At 53.9% G+C, this 22,281-nt stretch carries 18 protein-coding genes; 5 read left to right on the top strand and 13 right to left on the bottom strand.

Translation table 11 applies throughout. The annotated features are described in order from the left end of the window. Nucleotides 1–19: 19 nt before the first annotated feature. The 8 genes from murG to rsmH form a co-directional block, all read right to left on the bottom strand. Entirely contained in the window at nucleotides 20–1,102 is a 1,083-nt protein-coding gene (gene murG, locus HS105_06485) for an undecaprenyldiphospho-muramoylpentapeptide beta-N-acetylglucosaminyltransferase (GenBank protein ID MBE7516238.1), read from the bottom strand. Beyond that, a complete protein-coding gene (ftsW, locus tag HS105_06480) occupies nucleotides 1,099–2,271 on the bottom strand; it encodes a putative lipid II flippase FtsW (GenBank protein ID MBE7516237.1) in 1,173 nt (390 codons plus the stop codon). The genes murG and ftsW overlap by 4 nt, the downstream gene beginning before the upstream one ends. 18 nt (nucleotides 2,272–2,289) lie before the next feature. After that, entirely contained in the window at nucleotides 2,290–3,672 is a 1,383-nt protein-coding gene (gene murD, locus HS105_06475) for a UDP-N-acetylmuramoyl-L-alanine--D-glutamate ligase (protein ID MBE7516236.1), read from the bottom strand. Between the two features lie 5 nt (nucleotides 3,673–3,677). Continuing rightward, nucleotides 3,678–4,820 (bottom strand): phospho-N-acetylmuramoyl-pentapeptide-transferase, encoded by a 1,143-nt coding sequence (locus HS105_06470; protein ID MBE7516235.1) that lies wholly within the window; start codon nucleotides 4,818–4,820, stop codon nucleotides 3,678–3,680. 18 nt (nucleotides 4,821–4,838) lie between these two features. Further along, nucleotides 4,839–6,230 carry a UDP-N-acetylmuramoyl-tripeptide--D-alanyl-D-alanine ligase gene (murF, locus tag HS105_06465; GenBank protein MBE7516234.1) on the bottom strand — a complete coding sequence of 464 codons (1,392 nt, stop codon included), beginning with the start codon at nucleotides 6,228–6,230 and terminating at the stop codon, nucleotides 4,839–4,841. Between the two features lie 74 nt (nucleotides 6,231–6,304). Further along, nucleotides 6,305–8,338: a penicillin-binding protein 2 gene (locus HS105_06460; protein ID MBE7516233.1), complete on the bottom strand. Its 2,034-nt coding sequence runs from the start codon at nucleotides 8,336–8,338 to the stop codon at nucleotides 6,305–6,307. Nucleotides 8,339–8,370: 32 nt separating this feature from the next. After that, on the bottom strand, nucleotides 8,371–8,847 hold the full coding sequence (locus HS105_06455) for a hypothetical protein (protein ID MBE7516232.1): 477 nt from the start codon (nucleotides 8,845–8,847) through the stop codon (nucleotides 8,371–8,373). A gap of 36 nt (nucleotides 8,848–8,883) precedes the next feature. Then, the gene (gene rsmH / locus HS105_06450) at nucleotides 8,884–9,831 is read right to left on the bottom strand and encodes a 16S rRNA (cytosine(1402)-N(4))-methyltransferase RsmH (protein ID MBE7516231.1); all 948 of its coding nucleotides are present in this window, start codon (nucleotides 9,829–9,831) and stop codon (nucleotides 8,884–8,886) included. Between the two features lie 374 nt (nucleotides 9,832–10,205). Here rsmH and HS105_06445 point away from each other — a divergent pair, with 374 nt between their 5' ends. From HS105_06445 to HS105_06435, 3 genes are all read left to right on the top strand, one after another. Further along, nucleotides 10,206–11,015, top strand: coding sequence for a ZIP family metal transporter (locus HS105_06445; protein MBE7516230.1), 810 nt, complete (start codon nucleotides 10,206–10,208; stop codon nucleotides 11,013–11,015). 397 nt (nucleotides 11,016–11,412) lie between these two features. Beyond that, nucleotides 11,413–11,994 (top strand): phosphatidylserine decarboxylase, encoded by a 582-nt coding sequence (locus HS105_06440; GenBank protein ID MBE7516229.1) that lies wholly within the window; start codon nucleotides 11,413–11,415, stop codon nucleotides 11,992–11,994. Between the two features lie 118 nt (nucleotides 11,995–12,112). Then, nucleotides 12,113–12,886 (top strand): CDP-alcohol phosphatidyltransferase family protein, encoded by a 774-nt coding sequence (locus HS105_06435; protein MBE7516228.1) that lies wholly within the window; start codon nucleotides 12,113–12,115, stop codon nucleotides 12,884–12,886. Here the strand turns inward: HS105_06435 and HS105_06430 are convergent. From HS105_06430 to HS105_06420, 3 genes are read right to left on the bottom strand one after another with little or no spacing between them, the layout of a single operon-like run. Next, entirely contained in the window at nucleotides 12,849–14,234 is a 1,386-nt protein-coding gene (locus HS105_06430) for an O-antigen ligase family protein (GenBank protein MBE7516227.1), read from the bottom strand. The two genes, HS105_06435 and HS105_06430, sit on opposite strands and share 38 nt — an antisense overlap. 9 nt (nucleotides 14,235–14,243) lie before the next feature. After that, a complete protein-coding gene (locus tag HS105_06425) occupies nucleotides 14,244–15,533 on the bottom strand; it encodes a tetratricopeptide repeat protein (protein ID MBE7516226.1) in 1,290 nt (429 codons plus the stop codon). After that, entirely contained in the window at nucleotides 15,530–16,657 is a 1,128-nt protein-coding gene (locus HS105_06420) for a DegT/DnrJ/EryC1/StrS family aminotransferase (protein MBE7516225.1), read from the bottom strand. Before HS105_06420 ends, HS105_06425 begins: the two co-directional genes overlap by 4 nt. A 77-nt stretch (nucleotides 16,658–16,734) precedes the next feature. On the opposite strand from HS105_06420, the gene nth reads away from it, so the two are divergent. After that, the gene (nth, locus tag HS105_06415; protein MBE7516224.1) at nucleotides 16,735–17,376 is read left to right on the top strand and encodes an endonuclease III; all 642 of its coding nucleotides are present in this window, start codon (nucleotides 16,735–16,737) and stop codon (nucleotides 17,374–17,376) included. A 147-nt stretch (nucleotides 17,377–17,523) separates the two neighbouring features. Further along, nucleotides 17,524–18,642, top strand: a complete 1,119-nt coding sequence (locus HS105_06410; protein MBE7516223.1) for a helix-turn-helix transcriptional regulator — start codon at nucleotides 17,524–17,526, stop codon at nucleotides 18,640–18,642. 106 nt (nucleotides 18,643–18,748) lie between these two features. Here HS105_06410 and HS105_06405 read toward each other — a convergent pair whose 3' ends face one another. Further along, a complete protein-coding gene (locus HS105_06405) occupies nucleotides 18,749–20,407 on the bottom strand; it encodes a M20/M25/M40 family metallo-hydrolase (protein ID MBE7516222.1) in 1,659 nt (552 codons plus the stop codon). 217 nt (nucleotides 20,408–20,624) lie between these two features. Then, nucleotides 20,625–22,277 (bottom strand): hypothetical protein, encoded by a 1,653-nt coding sequence (locus tag HS105_06400; protein ID MBE7516221.1) that lies wholly within the window; start codon nucleotides 22,275–22,277, stop codon nucleotides 20,625–20,627. Between the last annotated feature and the right edge of the window lie 4 nt (nucleotides 22,278–22,281).

Below are 22,281 nucleotides of genomic sequence, written 5' to 3'. Positions count from 1 at the left end.
ATTCAGCGTAACCGAGCTATTATTTCCTTCCGTTTCGGGCCTCGGCCAGCCCCTCGATCAGATCTGCGATCGCGGCGGAGGCATCGGGCCGTGCGAGCGAACGGGCGGCACGCCCCATTTCTTCCAAGGTGTTCAGATCATTCGTAAGTTCCTTGAGCTCCTCGACCAATCGTACACCCGAAAGCTCTGCTTGCAGGATCATCCTCGCCGCGCCTTTTTTTACAAGGGCCTCTGCATTTTTGCGCTGATGGTCGTCGGCCGCACCCGGAAGCGGGATCATTATCGCCGCTCTGCCTGCAGCGGCAAGTTCCGCACACGTCGTGGCTCCCGCGCGGCTTATAATGATGTCCGACGCCTCGACCACCTCCATCATATTCGATATGTACGGCCGCACATCAGCGTCCGAATATTGCTCGGCCTCATAAGCGGCCTTGACCGTTGCCAGATCGGCATCACCGGTCTGGTGGGTTATGTGAATACCCATCTCCTTCAATTCAGGCAGAGCCGCGACAACTGCATTATTTATCGCCCGCGAACCTTGGGACCCGCCAAATACCAGAAGCGATATCGGTGTCGCCGGTTCGCGTTCGGCGATCGAAAAGAACTCCTTTCGAACAGGATTACCCGCAACGACCCCTTTTGAGCCAAAGAACGGCAGAGCTTCTTCAAATGTCAGGGCGGCCTTATTGACAAATCGAGCCAATCGCCGATTCGTATAACCCGGCAATGCGTTAGAGTCCATCACAAGCGTCGGGATACGCATAAGACTCGCGGTGAGCAGAACCGGCCCCGACACGTATCCGCCGGCACCAACAACAACGTCGGGCGCAAAATCCTTAAGCAGCCGGCGAGCTTCCATAAAAGACCTCGGTAAAACAGCGGCGCCCTTCAGCTTTCCGGCCAAGCCGACGTTCTTGAGTCCCGCACTGTGGATCAGTGAAAGCTGAAATCCGTTGTCGGGCACGATCCTTGATTCGAGGCCGCGTGCGGTACCGACGAAGAGCACTTCCGATGACGCATCGCGCTCCATTAGCTCTTTTGCCACAGCAATTCCGGGATAAATATGTCCGCCGGTTCCGCCGGCTGCGATCAATACCTTCATCTTTGCGCTGCCGCGGCTCCTTTAACTCTGCTTCTGGTTGGCCGTTTCGCCGTCACCGCCTTTGCCGGCTCCTTCACATAGCGGGAAATACTCAACAGGATACCGATCGCCGCAAGCGTCAGGACGACAGATGAACCGCCATACGAGATGAACGGCAACGGAATCCCCTTCGCAGGAACGATCGAGATCACTACGCTGATGTTAAATAGTGCCTGCGCGATGATACCCGTAATAAGCCCGATACCAAGCAGCATGCCGAAGCGATCCGGTGCTCCTAAAGCCGCTCGGCTGCCGCGCCACAGAAGCACGGCGAACGCAACGACAACAGCGAGCGTTCCGATCAGGCCGAGTTCTTCGCCGACGACCGAAAATATAAAGTCCGAGAAAGGATACGGAAGATAGAACAGCTTCTGCTGTCCCATTGCAAAGCCCTCGCCGGTTATGCCTCCTGAGCCGATCGCGTAGAGCGACTGCACGACCTGATAAGCCTCATCATCCGCATATTTATACGGATCGAGAAAAGCCATCACGCGAGCCATGCGATAAGGCGTTACCACGATAGCGCCGACCACCAATACAAGAAAGGCTCCGGCCGCTACGCCGATATGGCGGTACTTCGCACCCGCCGAGTAATAAACAGCACCGAAGGCAATACACAGAACGATCGTCGTGCCAAGATCCTTTTGAAGCATCAGCAATCCGACGATCGGGCCAAGTGCTGCGATACACCAAAGTAAGGTCTTTTTTAACTCGCCGACGCTGCCCTCATTCTTCGTCAAGAACCATGCGAAGAATAAAGGAAGAGCTATCTTTGCAAGCTCAGAAGGCTGAAAGGACAGGCCGCCGAAGCGTATCCAGCGTCTCGCGCCGTTAATAGGCGGGAAAAAGAAGACTGAGGCCAGTGCAATTGCTGTCACCGCGATCGCGAGCACCGCGATCCAACGGTTATTGAAAATGTGATAATCGATGCGGCTCAGAACATACATCGCCGCAATACCGATTAGGACAAAGATCAACTGTTTGAAAAAGTACGTGTACTGGCTGCCTTCCGCAGACTCGCGCATCGCCATCATCGCTGATGCGCTGTAAACCATCATCGCCCCGAACAATGCCAGAGCACACGCGATGACGAACATCATCCAATCTGCACGTTTTGCCTTTTCAGCCATTTTCCATGTCCGTGAGTATCAGCCTTCGGCCGCGGCCGATCCGGTCAAAGTCCGGACTGCCTCCTTATAGACGGTTCCACGCTCTTCGAAACTCTTGAACATATCGAAACTTGCACACGCCGGCGAAAGCAGCACCGAATCGCCGCTCACAGCGGCCCGGCGGCACATCGCCACAGCTTCTTGGAGCGAAGCGGCACGCTCGATCTTTGCCGCGCCTTTGAGCTGAGTTTCGATGTTGTCGGCGTCCTCGCCGATCAGCACCAATTCCCTGACCGACTGTTCGATCAGCGGTACAAGCGGAGCATACGGTGCATTCTTGCCTCGTCCGCCAAGTATAAGCACGATCTTCCCTTCGGTTTCGCTAAGTGCCTCGACGGCCTTGATCGCCGCATCCACCGAGGTTGCTTTCGAGTCGTTGTAATACTTAACGCCTCGGCTTTCGGCAACAAATTCGATCCGATGTTCGACACCCCTGAAATTTGCGACGGTATGGCGTATAGATACCGGATCGCAGCCGGCGGCAATGCCGGCCGCGAATGCGGCCAGCACATTTTCAACATTATGCAGGCCGCGGAGAAATATCTCGTGACGCGAGATGAGAACAGTCTCAACTCCCTTGTCACGGTGGATCAGTTCGCTGTCGCGAAGAAAGAAGCCCTTCGCAAGCTCCTGTCGGACGCTGAACATCTCAACCATCGCACGCAAGCCGGTATTCCAGCCCGCGGTTATTCCGTCATCCGCATTCAAAACGGCAACATCGTCCTTCGTCTGATTGATAAAGATCCGATGCTTTGCTGCCGCGTAATCCAAGAAGGAATCGTATCGGTCAAGATGGTTCGGCGTTACGTTGAGGCAAAGCGCGATATTCGGCCGCATATCGACGATCGACTCAAGCTGAAAACTCGACATCTCAACAACATTCCACGTGTCATCATCGGAACTCGCAACGAGGTCGAGCAGCGGAGTGCCGATATTGCCGCCAACCTGTGCTTTAAGGCCGGCCGACTTCAATATCTCGTAGATCAGAGTGGTTGTCGTCGTCTTGCCGTTCGAACCTGTTACAGCGACGATCTTTCCCTTCAGGAATCGTGCCGCGAGTTCAACCTCGCCGATCACTTCTCCGTCTTTGCGGTCAACATAACGTGCCGGGATCGTTTTTGTCGGCACTCCGGGCGATATCACCACCAGATCGATCTGATCGAGCAGCCACGACGGCAGCATACCGCTGACGGTGCCGACATTATGTCTTTCTTTCAGTTCTTTGGCAGCTGCAGGCCACTGTTCGACATCTTTCTGATCATGCAAGGCGACGATCGCACCGCGCTCCGCAAGGAAACGGGCGGCCGCGACGCCCGAACGGCCGGCACCTAACACTAATGCTTTTCTTCCGGATATCTCCATCGGAACTAACGCAATTTGAGCGTCGCCAGACTCAGCAACGCGAACAATATCGCTATGATCACAAAGCGAAAGACGATCTTCGGCTCCTTCCAGCCTGACATTTGAAAATGGTGATGTATCGGCGCCTGCCGAAAGAATCGCCGTCCTTCTCCGGATGTTCGTCTTGTAAATTTGAAGAAAGTCTTCTGAATGATCACCGAGACCGCTTCAAGCACAAAGATGCCGCCGATGAACGGCAAAAGGAACTCCTGCTTGGTCAGGACCGCAACGGTGCCCAAGGCACCGCCGATGGCGAGGCTGCCGACATCGCCCATAAAAACCTCGGCCGGCGGGGCATTGTACCAAAGAAAACCCAAGCTGGCTCCGACCATCGCGCCGCAGAAAACGGTCAGTTCGCCGGCGGCGGGATTGTGCGTGATATCCAGGCGTTCCGCCCATCGAGCGTCGCTCGCAACGTAGGTCAATGCGGTCAAAGCCGACATCGCGATGAGCGTGATACTGGCAGCGAGGCCGTCTAGCCCGTCCGTCAGATTAACGGCATTCGACGAGCCGAGCAGAATAAACACGACAAAGAAAAGGTAAATAAAAGGGCCGGCATAGCTTACGCCGTGAGGCAGCGCAGTATCCTTAAAGAACGGAATGCTGACATTCCACGGATAGCTCGTAAAAAGGTAAAGCACCGCCCACACCAGCACAGCCGTAACGAGTTGGCCGATCAGTTTCTGCCGCTCAGTAAGCCCGAGACTCCGCTTTTTGACTATTTTGATATAGTCATCAGCAAAACCGATAAATGCGAACAGGCCGGTCGCTCCGATGGTAAGCCAAAGGTAAAGGCTATCGAGCCTTGCCCAAAGGATCGACGAGATCATTACCGCCCCGATGATCAGCACGCCGCCCATTGTCGGTGTACCTTTTTTCGCCTGATGTTCTTCGCTTAATTCTTCGCGTATCTCCTGACCGACATTAAGATCACGCAATTTCCTGATGACCCATTTTCCGAGAAACAGCGAAAGAAGCAGTGACGTAATGGTGGCCATGCCCGTGCGGAACGTAACGTACTGAACAACGTTCAGGCCTTTGAAGAAATACGACTCGCTGTTCTGGCCGTATTCTCTAAAGATCAATTGATAAAGCAGAAAGTAAAGCATTCGAACGTCACTTTTCAGCTACTTTGCCGCAGCCTTTTTCTCCAACTCAAATCTTTCGAGCAGCCGCTCGACGATCTTTTCCATTCGTACACCGCGAGACCCTTTGAGTAAAACGACATCGCCCGAACGGAGCAATTCCAGCGCAATATCAGCAGCCATCGCCGAATCGTCCGCAAATCTGACATCCGCAATGCCTGCATCAGCCGCCCCAGCCGCAAGATCACGCCCATTGCCGCGTACTCCGACAAGTACATCGATGCCCATTGCCCCGATCCGTTCACCCGTTCGCCGATGAATTGCGGCGGATCCATCGCCAAGTTCGAGCATTTCGCCCGCAAAAACCACTTTTCTGGCCGTGGCAGGTGAACCTGCAATAAGCGTTTGTGTCATCGAAAGCAGCGCGTCGGGGTTCGAGTTGTATGTATCGTTGATCACCGTGAAGCCATCGGCAAATTTTAGCACCTCACCGCGCTGAGGCGGAGCTTCGGCGGTGGAAAGTGCATTCGCGATCTCGCTCACTGTCATTCCAAAGCTGTAACCGACCGCCGCTGCCGCCAAAGCATTCAGGATATTGTGCTTGCCGTTCAGCGGATATTCAACGCTCGCCCGCTGCCCGTCCACGCAAACATCAAACCTTGTAGAAGCAAAGCCGGCGACCGAAATATCGACCGCCCGCACATCCGCATCATTATCAATACCAAAGGTCAGAACATCGCCCTTCGACAAAGAACGCATTGCGGCGACGCGCGGGTCATCAGCGTTCAGAACAGCAGTGCCGCCGGGTTTCATTCCCTCAACGATCTCTGCCTTCGCCTCTGCGATACGCTCGATAGTGCCGAGATGCTCAAGATGTACCGGCAAGACGTTCAAAACCACGGCTACGTCAGGCGGCGTTATGTTACACAGCCGCTCGATCTCGTGAAGCGGTGTGGACATTCCCATCTCAAGAACCGCAACATCGTGATCAGGCTCAGCCGCGAGCTTGAGTACCGTCAGCGGATGGCCGAGGCCGTTATTGTAATTCTTGATATTTTTCAGCGTTTTACGTCCCGATGCAGCGAGCACGTGTGCCGTAAGCTCCTTGGCGGTCGTCTTTCCCGCACTTCCGGTGACCGCAACGACCTTTCCGCCCCAAATGCGATACACTGCACGGGCAAGACGCTGGAGAGCAGCGATCGCATCATCAACATAGATCAAGCGGCCCGTATGAGGTGCAAGCTCTAGCGCGTATTCATCGAAACGGTCGCGCCGCAGCACAACTGCCGCCGCCCCTGCGTCGAGTGCCGATGCCGCATATCGTGTCGAATCATCAAAATCACCATTGAATCCGTTATCCGCATATTCCGGCTGCGAAAGCGCGAAAAAAACATCGCCCGTCTTGACCTCACGCGAGTCGATAACGAACGACATGGTATCAAGACCGGCCAATGCTTGATCAAGATCAGGCGCTTCACCGCCTATTGCGTTGATAACATCTGCGAGTTTCAAGTTACTCCGGCTCTTCCGGATGACCTCCTTTTTTCAGGCACGGCCTCAACTCTGTTGGTCCGAGCCTGCTTTCCGCCGGTAGCGGGCTTTGACTTCGCTTCCGCCTTTGGGGCCGACGGAGCGGTTTGCTTCACTGCGTCGCCTATATCCGTTCTCGAACCCGGTTTTGCAGCCGGCTTTTTCCCGGACATTGTGTCAGCCGCAGTTGTTCGCACTGAAAGCGGCGTTGCCGGCGCCTCAGATTCGATCTGTGCCGGAGCAGCGGTCGGCTTAACCGCGGACGAATCGGGCTGTATGCCCAGCTCGGGCAGTATCTGTTCAGCGATCGTTTTGAAAATCGGAGCTGCAACCCCACCGCCGTCACGAGCGCCACTCTTCGGCTCATCGATCACAACCGCGATGACCACCTGCGGATCTTCAGCGGGCGCCATTCCTATGAATGACGAGATATATTTGCTCCGGTCAACAGACTTGCTGACAGAATTGAACTTCCACGCCGTTCCGGTCTTTCCGGCGGACGTGTAGCCGTTCAATTGAGCTCGTTTTCCCGTACCGGTAAGCACGACCTGCCGCAGCATTGTCCGCAGATCTCGAGCGGTTTCAGGGCTTACGATCCTCACACTTTCAGCGTCTGTCCTTACCGGCGCTTCATCAGGTTTATGCACTTCCTTGATAATATGCGGGCGTATCTTGACTCCGTCGTTTGCTATGGTCGCAAATGCGGTAGCCATTTGCAAAGCGTTCACGCCTATCTCGTAACCTATCGACATCGACGCGAGCGAATCGCCATTCCAACGCTCGGGCGGGCGTACAATTCCACCGGTTTCGCCCGGAAGTTCGATACCGGTTCTCGCTCCAAAACCCATGTTCGAGAGCATCGCGAAAAAGTCTTCTTTTCCGACACGCAGGCCTGTTTTGATCGCACAAACATTGCTCGAATGTGCCAACGCTTCGGCATAAGTAACTTTCCCGACATGATGTGAGTCAGTAAAGCGATGCCCTGCTACCTCGATCGAGCCGTTACCGGCATCAACCATATCATTAGGCGTGATCAATTTCTTTTCCAGCGCAGATCCGTATGTTACGAGCTTCATCACGGAGCCCGGCGAATAAACGCTTTGAATGATGTGGTTCATCGCGTTCGGCGGCAACGCTTCGCCGAGCGCATTCGGGTCAAAGCTCGGATAATTCGCCATCGCAAGCACCTCGCCCGTCTTTGGTGAGATCGCTATTGCCATTCCGCTCTTTGCGTCTGCGTTCCTGACGCCTTGTTCCAGCGCCTGTTCGACCTTATTCTGCAACGTCACGCCTATTGTCAGCGTTACATCGCCCGGCCGCCCGCGCTCCTCCACCATCTCGTCATAGACGCGGCCCAAGCGGTCGCGTTCTTGTATCGTTCTTATTACTGGGCCTTGAAGGATCTTATCTTGAGACTGCTCGACACCACCCACCCCGGCATCATCTAAATTGTTAAATCCGACGACCTGTGCGGCCATCGGCCCGTATGGATAATTACGAACTTGATCGTCCGTCCAATGCAGGCCCTCAAATCGAGGCAGATCACCTTTTTTCAGCGCAGCATTCACCAAAGACCCGTTCACCTTTTCTACTGTCGCATCATCCAGCTTTCGGGCGACGACAACATAACGGCGATTCTTTTCTTTCGCCTCGTTGACCTGTTGAATAAAGCGCTGTGCATCGAACTTGATCACCTTTGATATCGCCTTCGCTGTGGCCGCAACGTCATTGATCTCGCGCGGGTCCGCATAGAGGGTCTGTGCCCGCACACTCATCGCCAAAGGCCGTCCGTCCCTGTCGTAAATCGTTCCACGCAGCAGTTTGCTTCGTTTATGATCCTGCCGCTGGCTTTCCGCACGGGCGCTGAGCCATTCGTGCTGATCTACCTGCAAATGGACCAATCGCACTGCGACACCGAGAAACCAGATCGCGAAAAATCCCACGATGAGCATGAACCGTGTGAACACGGCCTGTGCTGAATCCTTTTTACCTTTTTGCTTTGGTCCGGCCATAATTTTATAGATCAAAGGGCCCTAGAGCGGGCCTATTCGGCCGCCATCCGGGCTGCGATGTGGTTAAGTGTCTCCGTACGCGTTTTTGTGACATTAGCCTTGACGGCAACACTTACCGGCGGTGCATTCGTCGGTTTTGAATCCACCGTTCGCTCGATCTTCGTCGTTGAAGCCATGGCGGGAGTGCTGTTGTCAGCCTTGCTCTCAACGGCCGGAATGACCGAGTTCCGCGATTCGATCTTAGAAAAAGTACGTTTTACCGCGGCGGGCGAGAGAGCGACCTCGCGAGCCACGATCAGCCTGCGCTGCTCGCTTTCGAGCTTGTTGATCTGATCACGGAGCCTGGAGTTCCGCATGCTGTAGTCCCATGACGAAAAATGCTGCCAACTCGAAAATAGTGCGCCGGCGATAACGACGGCCAAGACGGTGCCAATTCCGACATACATTTTGCAGGCCCTCAGCCTCGGTTCAGTATTCTCCTTTCCGGATCGTGATCTTCGAACGGTCATTTAGGCTTCCTCCAAAGGTACTTAAGTTAAATGGTGTCAATGGCTTACCTTTCGGCAAACTCGCAATTTCGCGCTTCGCGACCGAGCGTTCCGATCAATCTCATCGCCGCTCGGAACGATGGGCTTTTTTGTCAATAGCTCTACCTTTTTTTCGGCTCCGCACATGCATTGCGGCATACGCGGCGGGCATTGGCACTTGCCCGAAAGCAGTTGGAATTCTCTTTTTACGACTCTGTCCTCTAACGAATGGAACGTTATGACAGCAAGAATTCCGCTCGGTTTCAAAACCCTGATCGAATCATGTATGAAAGGCCTTATGATCTCGATCTCATTATTCACCGCGATACGCAACGCTTGGAATGTTCGCGTCGCAGGATGTACTCGTTCTCGGCCGCCGCGCCCGATCGCCTTCCGTACCAATTCGGCCAGCTCCCGCGTGGTTTTAACAGGCTCGCCCGTGTTCCTCTTTTCAACTATCCGGCGTGCGATACGCCTAGAATGCCGCTCCTCGCCGAACCGGTAGATGATGTCGGCAATCTCGGACTCATCGGCTTCGGCCAAAAGGTCGGCCGCGGTCGGCACTCCCGTATCCGTATCCATTCGCATATCGAGCGGGGCATCGGCTCGAAAGCTGAACCCGCGGCCGGAGTCGTCAAGCTGCATTGATGAAACGCCAAGATCTGCCACTAAGCCGTCCGCACTTTCGACATCTGCCAAAGACGCTATTGCAGAAAAATTCGCGTGCACCGCCCGGAAACGCTTGCCGTAGGGCCGCAGCCGCTCCGCTGCACGGCGTATCGCTTCGCCATCTTGGTCAAGGCCGATCACCACATTTTGATCGTTCGCAGCAAGAATGGCTTCCGTATGTCCGCCAAGCCCCAGCGTCGCATCGACATAGACACCGCCTTTTTTGGCATCGAGCATCTCCAGCACTTCGTTCAGTAGTACCGGCTCGTGCGTAAAATCGGCTAGATCGTGCTGCATCTTCAAAGAGCAAACTACCGCCTTGGCACAGCCCAAAAGGGCCATAATGTTCAAATTATCGAACTGTAAAGTATTGTTGTGTCCCCCTAGCCGCGAATACGTTTGTTCTACGCTTTTTCGATACCTGAGATCCACATCGGGCCGGCCCTGTCAAAAATCCCTTTACTAATATTTAAGCAAGTGTGCGCATTCTGTGCGTTCAGTTTTTTGGGTCTCTTTTTTTCGGGCCAAATGCTAATGGACATTCTACGGTTAAGCGCTTAAGCATGTCAAGAAAAATCTTAAACGCTGAGGCGAAAATTTTAATATTCCTGAGAATTGCGCGCTTATCGGTTTCACGTTCGAACGCGCGGTATCGTAGGATTTAACCAAACGTGGATACGACGTTCATAAAATTACTGATCTTCGGCCTTCTCGCGGCTCTTGCCAATATCCTTGGCGGGCTTGTGCTGTCGCCGAAAGCCTTTCACAAGCGGTACAACCGCTGGCTGAAATATCTGCTCGCCCTTGGCGCAGGTTTTATGCTTGCCGTAACGTTCATCGAGATACTGCCGCGCTCGATGGAGGAATGGCAGAGACAAGCGGGAAGTTCGTCAGCAAGTCTGCTTGGCCCGATGCTTCTTGTACTTGCGGGATATTTGATAACGCAATTCTTCGAGCATACGGTCGCTCCGCATCTGCACCTCGGTGGTGAAATGCATTGCGACGACCATGATCACGAAATGATATTGCCGCGAACTGCATACACTGCGGTTGCGGGCCTTCTTATCCACACCTTTTTTGACGGAGTTTCGATAGCTGCGGCATCTGAGATCGATATGAGAACCGGTACGCTCGTCTTTATCGCCGTGTTCCTCCACAAGTTCCCTGAAGGTTTTACGATCGGATCGATGATAACTGCCGCAGGCAAAGGAATGCGTGAAGTGCTCGCGGCCACTTCCCTGATCGGCGTCGTAACCCTCATAGGCGTTATCGCATTCTATCTTGCGGGGCCTGCGGCCGGATTTTCGGTAGCCTACGCACTACCTTTTGCCGGCGGCATCGCCCTTTATGTATCCGCAAGCGATCTGATACCTGAGGTCAATCATCATGGCGGCAAGAATCCTCTGGTGTCGCTGTCGGTGTTCGCCGGTGTTGCACTCTTTTTTATGACGCATCAATTGCTCCACGCTACAATGGAGTAATGAATATTTTCTGAAACATTTACGGCGGTTCGGCGTATATCAATAACGTGGAGGCGCGAATGGTCTCGATGAGGGAACCTTTACTGGCAGGCATACTTAGCTTACTGATCCCTGGGATCGGCCAAATATATAACGGTAGGATATTTATCGGTATAATATGGTTACTTTTCACAGGCATCTCCTGGATCGGTTCCGTTGGCACTTTGGGCCTTTTGGTCCATGTGATCGCGGCATGGTGTGCGTACAGCTACGCAAAGGATAACCCTGTTCGGGCCTGACGTTTCTTCATACGATCCTCCTCTTTCGCCCGGCGGCGCGTGTCGCCGGGCTTTTTGTTAGCCCTCAACTCAGATAGTATTTAACGAACGTCTTTATGGTGCGTGAAGGAATTCCATTTGTGATCATCCCGTTTGCTGCCGTGATAGTATTCGCGATGCTGCATTTGTGGATACCTGCAGCAGCGTTTCTGCTTCTTACTGCATTTATGGCATATTTCTTTCGTGACCCGCGGCGATCGATCCCTGAGGGCAGCGGCCTCGTAGTATCAGCGGCGGACGGACGCGTAACAAGGATCGATAAGAGCGGCAGCGAGATCGTCATCAGCGTATTTATGTCGCCATTCGACGTTCATATAAACCGATCACCGATAGCAGGCACCATTACGTCGATCGACTACATTCGCGGAAAAAAGATGCCGGCGACGAACGACAACGCGAGCTTCGTCAATGAGCGGAACACACTCCGCATCGAAGGTGAGGGTGTAAATGTTGCCTGTACACAGATCGCGGGTATAGTTGCTCGGCGAATTGTCTGCTGGCCCGGTGCAGGCGAACATCTTGAACGCGGCCAAAAATTCGGCCTGATCAAATTCAGCTCTCGTGCCGATGTTGTGCTGCCTGCCCACGCTGATATCTGCGTGGCTGTTGGCGATAAGGTCAAGGGCGGCGAATCGATCATCGCAAAGCTCGACGGCCGCTAAGAACGAAGATTCCGCCTTTTTCTTACCAATGCAGGAAAACGAACAATTACCAGCTCATCGTGGCCTCAAAAAGGGGCTTTACGTTATTCCCACGCTGTTTACGGCGGCAAACGTGGCGATGGGATTTCTGACGGTCCTAACGTCAATTAAAGGCTTTCACGCGTCGTTCATCGATCCGGAGGCCGCTTCTCGATACTTCAATCTGGCGGCGATCGGCATCGGGCTTGCGATTTTGTTCGATACGGTTGACGGACGTGTCGCCCGGGCCACCCGAACGGCGACCGAGATCGGCGTTCAGTTCGATTCGCTTGCGGATGTGCTGACGTTCGGCATTGCACCGACCGCGCTGATGTATGCGTGGGCATTCGGCGGAATTTACGATGAAGGCAGCTTTCAGCATAAGCTTGCCGTATTTGTCCTTTTCGGCTATTTGATGTGCGGTGCTTTTCGCCTTGCACGCTTCAATTTGCAGGCGACGCGTCCGCGCGTCCTCGAAGAAGGCGCGGCGAAACTCGATAAGAAGAACTTTGTCGGGCTGCCAATACCGCCCGCAGGCGGACTTCTGGCGGCGCTCGTTCACTTCTCGCCACAACCGCTCATATCGTATGGCCTTACCACTGCTCAATATTACGGCGGAGCTTTGCTCGCGTTGATCGCCGTCCTCGGCGTACTGATGGTCAGCAAGATCCGTTATTCAAGCATGAAGACCGCCGGTGCCGCACCGCAAGGCATTCTGCTCGTCGTACTGCTCGCAGGCCTCGGGATGTTCATTTACTGGTATTCCAGATACGCTCTTCTTGCACTCGCACTTGTGTATGTCGGACACGGGCTTGTGTGGTGGCTTGTGCGTGCCGTTACCGTGAAGCGGAACGGCGGCGACCGAACGCAGTAACGATCCCCTTTGTCCGATGGCGATGCCGCGCGTTCTCGTCGTCTTCAATATCGTCCGTATAGCTCCGCGCGGATGCGATCAATATCACGAGCAACAGAATGAACATAACGGTTATGGCCGTGGTATGCAGAACAAAATCAAAAACGCTATGGACCAACACCGCAAAGATCCCGCCGATCGCACCGACGGCGGCTCCTCGTCGAAACCCATTTTTTTCCTTGAGCGCACGTCTGACGGTCTTGTATAGGGCCCAAAGAAAGACGGCAAGTATCGCGGCACCGACGATCCCTGCGTCGGCCAATACCTGCAGATAATCGTTATGAGCCTGCTCGACGCGTTCCAGGCCGCCGCGATCGTCGAACTGTGTATAGGCTTGCGCGAACGCTCCGATCCCTGCTCCGAGCGGAAAATTTGCGTTAATTACCTTCAGCGTAGTTTTCCATATATGCAGACGGTCGGTCGTAACGTCCTTTGAAGTTGCCGTTTCTGCGATCCTCGTCAATGAAGATTCGCCGCCGATATAGATCGTGCCGGCAACAACGACCGCGACAAGCAGCACAGCAAGCACGCCCCGAACAGCAATTGCCTTGTAGCCCTTTGCACGCGTGGTCAAAAAGATCAGGAGCATAACCGCTGCTGCCATTGCAACAAGCCCGCCGCGCGAGCCGCTCATCAGCAGTGCCGTGCCGATCAGCACGATGGCGGTGATATAAAGCAGCTTCTTATCGCGTTTTACCGCACCCGAAAGGAGCATTCCGAGCGGCAGTGCGAGCGTCATTTCTGCAAACGCCGCAAAGTTATGCCTGCTGACGAAAGTGCCGAACGGTGAAGCACCGGCCCGCTCGTAAATACCATATATCTTGCCAGGACTGAGAAATGACTGAAGTATCGCGAAGAATGCGTACACAAAACCGAACACTGATATGAATGTAACAAGCTTACTCAGCCTTGCGGCGCTCGAAACGGATGTAAGTACGACCGAAAAGAACAGAGCAAGCGCGAGCATATGAAGCATCGTCATTTGCGTATCGAACGGCGACATCGTCAGCGTTCGGCCGACGCCGGCAACGCCTGCTGCATCATCACGCCATCCGAATGGGATCATCTGCACGAACGCGAATAATGCAGCGGCGAACAGCGGAACTTGGAGCAAATGCCGGCTGATGGTAAAGCTGCCCGTCCGGAAACTGTCCCATGCCCAGAAAAGCCACATAGCGGTTACGGTCAAATAAAACAAGGCGATCGCGGGCTGATGCACGGTTCCGTAGAACATCGTAAAGACCACGACGGCCGCGCAGATCAGGAAGAAGATCGCTCTGTTTGAAAAGCTGGCTTTATCTGTTCTCATTCAATACGCCTATTTCACTAAAACAAAGTCGTCATACCAGATGGTTCCGATGAGTGGGCAGTTCTCGCCGCAGTATGACCGCGCCGTGCGGATCGTAATGCCGTCGCAATTCTCAGGAACCGGTACTTCGAGCGTGATCTCCTGCCAATCATTCGTCCCTTGTGCAAATGCAGATGTTGCGGCAATGAGTTTGTCGTCGTTCGCATTGATCACCTCGATCTGCGGTGTGCCGCCGCTTTTCAAACCTTCGGTCCGGAGCCGGAAACGCAGCTTGTATGTGTGCTTCGGCTCCACGACAACGGTCTGAAACAAATTGTAGAATTCTGCTTTTGTATAACTGCGAAAATTGAGCCGCATGCTCTTACTGCCCGAATACTTTACCGATTGATCTTGACTGATATCGACCTTGCCGTCCGAACGTACGACCTTCCAATCAAAGAGCGTTTCGTTCGGCGGCCTGATCTGCCCTTCAAAGCCGCCGTTCGTAACGGCCTCGGGTCTGGCATCGGGATCAAAGTTCGACTGGTTAGCAAAAGCGAGCGATTGGGCGAAGAACCGTTTGTCATAAAGCCCTTGAGCCATCACACGCGTGAGCTGAGGGTACTCTGCCTTTTGTTCATCGGTCAGCGAACTCCAGACGCGAAGAGCATCCGCTGCCTGGCCTCTCGCCGCATAGAACATCGCAAGATCGGCGAAAACACCCGGATCGTTGGCGACAACCGCCTCCAGCTTTGCGGGGTCTTTCTCAAAATAATCCCACGCCAGCGAGAAAACCTGCTCGCGGTAGATATGGTTCTGCAGGGTCGCATATCGAAACTCATTAAATGCCTCGTCCGGCCTGTTTGTGCGAAGGTAAAAGTTGCCCAATTGCCAGCTCGTATAAATGCTTGACGGAGCAAGCAGCTTCGCATGTTTTAGTGCGGCCTCAGCATCATCCGTGTCGCCGGATCGCTCATAGGCACGTCCGAGTTCGACCCACCATCGAAAATCGTACGGAGCAAGCCGAACCGTCTCCTTCATCAGCTCAACAACGCTGTCCGAACGAACGAGACGAAAGTCCGTCTTTGCAACCAAAGCCTTTAACCACGAGGCTTGCGGATCATAGGGCGACAGCCACTGTGCCAGTGCGGAAATTTGATCGGCGTTCTCATCCGAAGGATCGGTGAGATCGGCGAACATATTGCCTATCTGGATACGCACGGCGGAAAAGGCAAAGATAAGCACCATTAACACGGCGGCTGCCACGAATGCCTTTGCGAACCTTCCGTCGAGCCTTACGACCATGAGGTCATTGTTCATACGCCTTGCCCTTCAAAGAATTCAGCGATGCGGCCGCACACGAACTCTATCTGCTCGGATCTCAATTCGGGATAAATCGGCAATGCAAGCGTCTCGCAGGCCGCCTCTTCAGCAATAGGAAGGTCACCCTTCGTATAGCCGAGATACGCAAAACACTCCTGCAAATGCAGCGGCAGCGGATAATAGATGTCGGTTCCAATGCCATTCTCGGTCAAGAACGCCCTGAGTTCGTCGCGCTTCTTAGGTACGCGTATCACGAACTGATTGTATATGTGGAACGCTCCGGGCCGCTCGATGGGTGCGGTTAAATATTCGCCAAGCCCGCGGTTCGTGAACCAATGCCGATACGCTTCCGCATTGGCACGGCGTTTTTCTGTCCACGGATCGAGATGCGGCAGTTTGACGCGAAGGACCGCTCCCTGGAAGCCGTCAAGCCGCGAATTCAGCCCCACATATTTATGATAATAACGCTCCTCAGAACCATGCACTCGAAGCGCCCGCAGCTTTGCGGCCAAAGTGTCGTCATTCGTGGTCAACATCCCGCCGTCGCCCATACCGCCGAGATTTTTCGAAGGATAGTAGCTGAAACAGCCGATCGCACCCATCGAACCGGCCTGCCGCTCACGGTCTTTGGCACCGAGAGCCTGTGCCGCGTCCTCAATAACGCGAATTCCGTGCTTTGCCGCAATGGCATTGATCGCATCCATATCGGCGCATTGTCCGTAGAGATGCACCGGTTCGATAGCTTTGGTTCGCGAAGTGATCTTCGCTTCGATCCGTGCCGGGTCTATATTGAAGTATTCCGGCTCGATATCCGCAAAAACCGGCGTTGCCCCAAGCCTCGTTATCGAACTTACGGTTGCGAAAAAGCTGTAAGGCGTCGTAATGACCTCATCGCCGGGCCCTATACCCAGAGCCATCAGAGCCAGCAGTATCGCATCGCTTCCAGAGGCACAACCTATTGCGTGCGTTACGCCGCAGTAACGAGCCGTTTCATTCTCTAGTTCTGCGACCTCACTTCCAAGGATGAACGCGTTCGTGTCGAGCACGCGAGCAAGCGCCGCTTCGATCTCGCTGCGCAGTGATTCATTCTGTTCCTTAATATCAAGTAATGGGACCTGCATCGTTCCGTTCTGAGATATCTTACTCAAAGAGACATCGATTTGCATTCGACGTTCCTTTTTTTTAGCCTGAAGTCGTGATCGCTGACCTGAAAAAACGTTCTGCCGAGATACTTCGCAGGCTCAAGAAGGAATATCCCGATGCCCACTGCGCACTCGATCACACTTCACCTTTCGAACTTCTGATCGCGACCATTCTGTCAGCCCAATGCACCGACGCCCGCGTCAACATCGTTACTGCCGAACTGTTTCGAAAGTATAGACGGCCGCAGGATTACATTGATGTAACGCAGGAAGAACTCGAAAGGGATATCCACTCGACGGGCTTCTTCCGCAACAAAGCGAAGAATATCCGCGCGGCGTGCAAGCGGCTGATAGATGAATATAACGGCGAGGTCCCGCAGACGATGGACGAACTGCTGACGCTGGCAGGCGTAGCCAGAAAGACCGCAAATGTCGTTCTTGGCAATGCGTTCGGCATAGCGGCGGGCGTGGTCGTTGATACACACGTTTCGCGCGTTTCTCAACGCCTCGGATTTACTGCTGCAAGATCGCCTGAAGCGATCGAGCGCGACCTTGCGGCTCTGATCCCAAAGAAAGATTGGATCATGCTGCCTCACCGGCTTATATTCCACGGGCGAAAGATATGCGTCGCACGGAAACCAAAATGCAGTGAATGCGTACTTGCAGATCAATGCCCGAGCCGCGGCTTATTCAGCTGACCCCGCATTTTACAAGGCCTTCTTCGCTCCATTCTATTGACCGTTCGATCTGCTGTATGGTACCTTCGGCTTGAGCCTGAGACGGCTGAGCCGTTTATTCGTCGGGGAGTTCTCAGTGCTGTTTTGTGATACGGGCAAGAGGTTCCCATGGCCGATCATTCAAGTAAAGTAGTAGCTGATCTTATTGAATCGATCTACGAATACTCGCTGAGCGACGACGCGTCAGGCGGTTGGGATCATATTTACAACAGCCTCGCTTCTCTTGTAGGCTCCGGCGCCGGAGGAATGGTGATACATCCCGGCGGCGGAGCAAATATGAAGTTCATTACAAATTCGGTCGATCTTTTTTCGCTGAAAGAATATCTCGACTATTACCAGCATGTAAGCCCCGTACGGCCATTACTCGCAAAAACACCTAACGGTGGTACGTTCTCGCGCAGAAGATCCTTGAGCGACGGTGATTTTGAGGCCACCGAGTACTATCAGGACTATGCTCGGAAATATTCCGTCTTTGAGATCGAGTATCACAAACTGAGTCATTACAAAGGGGTTACGGGTGCGATCGGATTCACTCTTCCGAAGCACCGGCCCGAATTCTCACGCCAGAACAGAAGGCTTATTGACCATGTGATACCGCATCTCCGCCGCGCTCTCGGCAACTATTTGAAGATCACGCGCCTTCGCACTGAGAACAGTGCGCTTTCCGCAATTATCGGCTCACAGCCCGATGCGATCCTTGTTCTCGACAGGCGGCTTCAGATCGTATTTGCCAATGACGCTGCTGAGAATTTGCTTCGCTCGGCAAAAGGTATCGAGCGCGTGGACGGAGCACTGTTCATTCGCCGCCCCAATGCCCGAAAGGCATTCGCCTCACTGGCAAAGCAGATCTTCGAACCGCTTCTGCCCGCTAATTCGGACATCGATCTGCGCATAGCTCTGAGCGCACCCGACGAGCCGGATCAGATGTATCTCTCGGTAACAGTGGCCAACAATGCGGTCGTTGATCAAGCGCCTGCCGACAGATATCTTATAGTGATGGCTACGCAGTCGCAGCCTTTGGCCGGCGTAATGGCCGTCGCAGGCAAATATTTGCTGACGCCGTGTGAAACACAAGTCGCTAAACTGCTCGCAAAGGGCCATACGCTCAAGGAGATATGCGAGGCGATGAAGATCAAACACAACACCGGTCGCACGCACCTTAAACACATCTTTGCTAAAACAGGCGTCAGACGGCAGCACGAACTTGTGAAGCTTGTCCTGAGTTGAACCTTGGCGCGGCACTCACAGCTTGCCTTCTCAAAAAAGATCACGGCGTAGTGTTGATCGGATAAACACTACGCCGCAGTTGGCTTAAGCCACATAAACAGGCCTTCTATCTGTTCGGTGCTGTCGGGAGCGGCGGCATTTCGCCGGCCTTGAATCGCGGAAGCATCTCATCACGCATCGCCAGCGTATAGACTGCCGCAGCAAATATTATTGCCGATGCTTTCACGTCCGGCTCGATGATGCGTTCGTAGGTATCCACGTTGGTATGCCACGTAAGGTTGAAGTACTCGATAGGATCCTGATTACCGCCGATACCGGGCAGGCCTGCGGCATTGAACGAAGTGCTGTCCGTTCCGCCAAGGGCACGGCTGTTCGTGGCCGTAGCTCCCGCAAACCCAAGATCTTCAAAGGGCTTCATTGCGTCGTTAAGCACCTTCGCCGCTTCCGGCGGGCCGAAAACGCTGAACGCTCGAACACGGCCCGTTCCGCTGTCGATATTGAAGTAGCCGTTGAACTTCGAGAACTCCGGCTTCGGATCTTCCGCAGTACCGAAATGCTGCTTCACATACGCTTGTGAACCGAGCAAGCCCTGTTCTTCGCCGCCCCAGCATGCAACGCGGATCGTGCGCCGCGGTTTAACACCGATCGCTTTTAAGATACGCGCGGCCTCCATCATGGTCGCGCATCCGATCGCATTGTCGGTAGCGCCCGTTGCCGAATGCCACGAATCAAGGTGTCCGCCGAGCATTACGACCTCATCTTTCTTGTCGGAGCCTTTGATCTCACCGATCAAGTTGTAGCTCGTAACGCCCGAAGGAATGATGCGGCTTTGGAGGTTGAATTCAAGCGTAACAGGCGTACCGTCCTGCAGGATGCGGTAGATTCGGCCAAAATCCTCATTACGCATTACGACTGTCGGAACGGCCTTTGTGATATCGAATGTCCGATTGTTGAATGCACGGACAGCACCGCGGTCAAGCTGCGATTCATTTATACGTACCTTTACATCGTTATCGATCAGGAACTTTTCCAACTGTTCGGAGACCTGTAAACCGGTCAGCGCTCCGGGCCGCGGCTTCGGCATCGGGCCCATCGGTCCTCTGAACATCGACGGTCCGCATTCGCCCGGTTTCTTTGTCGGATCCATGCGGCATTTAAGCTGTTCCATGGGGATATGCTTTGGCATTGCGTCCAATGATTGATCGATGAATGTCGGTTTGCCGACGATAACGATCTTGCCGCTCACCTTATCTTTCATGCTGTCAAGGTATGCGGTCAGCTCTTCCTGCGTTGGATTTTGCCTGACCCGCTCATTCTCAGCTGACGGGAACGTCGGTATGACAAGGCTGACAACATCGGAAACAACCGTTCCTTTTGTAGAAGGCGTCCACGCAAGCACCTCGTAGGTAAGCGTATCTTGCTGCGGCTTGAGCATAAGGCCTGTGTTGCGTACATTTGCCCAGCCAACGTGGCCGAATTCCCAAGGTTCGAGGCCGGTGTAATCAAAGCCCCACGAACGCATTTCGCGGGCACCCCAGCGTGCGGCATCGACGAAATTGTCGCTTCCGGTCAGCCGCGGGCCGTAAATGTCAGTAAAATAATGCATTACGTGCATTATTTTCGAATTTTCCATGCCCTCTTTTCTGATGGCCGCAAAGACCTCGCTTTGGTTCGAGTTCTGAGCAAGCAGCGTCATCGGGAGAACGAGTGTTTGTATCGCGAACAGAACTACTATCGCGCGAACGGTCCTAGATATTTTCTTCATTAATTGCTCCTCGTAACTGCACGCAGTTCACAAAATCCTAATTAGTGTCGTAACCGGAGTTGGTTGGTAGTTATACAATACCACCGGTCAAAAGGTTTCAATAGCACAGCATCATTTTACAAATAATACGGCAAAGGGCACTTTATGCGGGCGTCCGAAACCAGAACGCCCGCTGCATCACGGCAACGGGCGTATCAGAAAGAATTGTTTCCTGCGGCTATTTTGAAGTGTCGTAGATCTCGAGGCGTGTCGGCGACGCGAATGCGACGGTCCTGCCCTGCATATTCATCAAATTAACATTTATCCAGCGGCCATTGCCGCCAGCTTGACGGATCCGATTCAGAAGGTCTTCCTGCTTCTCCTTCGTCATCGTCTCCCAACCCGGCTGAAGCACGCCATAGAACGTCTCGCTGCTGATCTTTGCTACGCGCAGATCGTTGCGGAACGGTGATGATTGCAGGTCGTATCGCTCGACAGATTCACTCGACGGAGGTTCGGGCAGAAGAAAATTCGCCCAAACATAAACTCCGACGGAGCCGATGACCAACACGAGGCCGATAACGATCAGCCACTTGTTGACAGCCAAGTTGCTGATCACACCGCCGATACGCGACGGTGCTTTCTTCTTTGCCGGAAAGGCCCTTTGCTCAAGAACCGGCTCAGAGCCCTCTTCCGCCGTTGCTTCCGCGAGGAGAAATTCCGGCTCGTCCGCATCAGGCTCTTCGTCCGTACTTTCACGCGTACGAAGCAGGTCAGCAAGCTCCAACGATCTCCCTGCGGCTTCTGACACTACTTGATTATCGATGAACGAATATCTTTCGTGAACGCTGTCCGCATCGGCGCGTTCGCGCTCACGGTCGATCAGTTCGACATATACGTTACCTATTCGGATATTGCATTCAATAGCCGCAGCAGCAACCTCAGGAGCGTAAAACAGCTCTGCGATGCTTTCCTTAAAGAGCCTCAAACGTCCGAAAAAGTCGCTCTTGATAAGGTCGTCAAATGAGATCGCCTTTTCAGCCTCTTCTGTCAGCTCTGCAAAGCTTAGGACAGTAAGCTCAATGCTCATCTCGGCGTCCTGATCATTATAAAGCGACACGCTCGCCCAGTCCGCATATAGGTTCCGAATGTGGCCCGCCATTTCATCGCGGGCGAAGAGCTGCTTCCTGGTTTGATCGGACAATGGGCGCGAGAAGAGCCGGGTTATGATAAAATCGAACTTCCCGCGCGTAGGTTCGGAATACGGAAGATTGCGGTAAAAGCGGGCGAGCGACAGCATCGCCTGCGAACTCAGCATCGGGCGGCAGTTCTCGCAGTAGCGGCGAAGGTCTGCGACGGTGATGCTTCTGTCACGGGCGGCCAATGTACTGCACCAGCCTGCCGTTTCCTCCGTAATAACGCGTTCAGCATCAGTGCGGGTCTCGTCTGAAACCTCGGCATCCTCCAGCCGAAATACGGCGAGCGCCTTTTTCACCTCAAGATCATCGTAGTTCCGCGGGATCTTCTTTGAATATTCGCGTTCGACGGCCGACAGGATATGCTCGACCATCTGAAGGCTTGAAACCTCGGCCGCAGCACGCTTCTTATAATATTCCCGCTCCGACGATGGTTGTCCGGCGGCTTCATTGCTAACGCCGGTTGCCGGTTGCGGTCCCTGCCCATGCTCTTCGACTATTTGCGTTCCTTCTGGCTCAACATCGCCCGAGGCACTGTACGCGGCCTCGGCAGGTTCGACCCGAGCATTATCGGCAGACGGCACCGCGTCATCTGCAGCGATCTCTGCCGCACCGCTGCGATCAATGTCGATAACCGTGTCTTCAAGAAGATTTTCTTGCTTCAATTCGATGACAAGGTCTTCGAATAAATTCATTTTT

The sequence above is a fragment of the Chloracidobacterium sp. genome (genome assembly GCA_015075585.1).
Classification (GTDB): Bacteria; Acidobacteriota; Blastocatellia; order Pyrinomonadales; family Pyrinomonadaceae; genus OLB17.
Note: the sequence above shows the minus strand (reverse complement) of the source record. Positions and strands in the feature narration are given on the sequence as shown.

What these genes read in the sequence shown, in the direction of transcription:
- murG (MBE7516238.1), bottom strand. Translation starts at nt 1,102, where the DNA reads ATGAAGGTATTGATCGCAGCCGGCGGAACCGGCGGACATATTTATCCC.
- ftsW (MBE7516237.1), bottom strand. Translation starts at nt 2,271, where the DNA reads ATGGCTGAAAAGGCAAAACGTGCAGATTGGATGATGTTCGTCATCGCG.
- murD (MBE7516236.1), bottom strand. Translation starts at nt 3,672, where the DNA reads ATGGAGATATCCGGAAGAAAAGCATTAGTGTTAGGTGCCGGCCGTTCG.
- HS105_06470 (MBE7516235.1), bottom strand. Translation starts at nt 4,820, where the DNA reads ATGCTTTACTTTCTGCTTTATCAATTGATCTTTAGAGAATACGGCCAG.
- murF (MBE7516234.1), bottom strand. Translation starts at nt 6,230, where the DNA reads ATGTCGTTCGTTATCGACTCGCGTGAGGTCAAGACGGGCGATGTTTTT.
- HS105_06460 (MBE7516233.1), bottom strand. Translation starts at nt 8,338, where the DNA reads ATGGCCGGACCAAAGCAAAAAGGTAAAAAGGATTCAGCACAGGCCGTG.
- HS105_06455 (MBE7516232.1), bottom strand. Translation starts at nt 8,847, where the DNA reads ATGACCGTTCGAAGATCACGATCCGGAAAGGAGAATACTGAACCGAGG.
- rsmH (MBE7516231.1), bottom strand. Translation starts at nt 9,831, where the DNA reads ATGCAGCACGATCTAGCCGATTTTACGCACGAGCCGGTACTACTGAAC.
- HS105_06435 (MBE7516228.1), top strand. Translation starts at nt 12,113, where the DNA reads ATGGGATTTCTGACGGTCCTAACGTCAATTAAAGGCTTTCACGCGTCG.
- HS105_06430 (MBE7516227.1), bottom strand. Translation starts at nt 14,234, where the DNA reads ATGAGAACAGATAAAGCCAGCTTTTCAAACAGAGCGATCTTCTTCCTG.
- HS105_06425 (MBE7516226.1), bottom strand. Translation starts at nt 15,533, where the DNA reads ATGAACAATGACCTCATGGTCGTAAGGCTCGACGGAAGGTTCGCAAAG.
- HS105_06420 (MBE7516225.1), bottom strand. Translation starts at nt 16,657, where the DNA reads ATGCAGGTCCCATTACTTGATATTAAGGAACAGAATGAATCACTGCGC.
- HS105_06410 (MBE7516223.1), top strand. Translation starts at nt 17,524, where the DNA reads ATGGCCGATCATTCAAGTAAAGTAGTAGCTGATCTTATTGAATCGATC.
- HS105_06405 (MBE7516222.1), bottom strand. Translation starts at nt 20,407, where the DNA reads ATGAAGAAAATATCTAGGACCGTTCGCGCGATAGTAGTTCTGTTCGCG.
- HS105_06400 (MBE7516221.1), bottom strand. Translation starts at nt 22,277, where the DNA reads ATGAATTTATTCGAAGACCTTGTCATCGAATTGAAGCAAGAAAATCTT.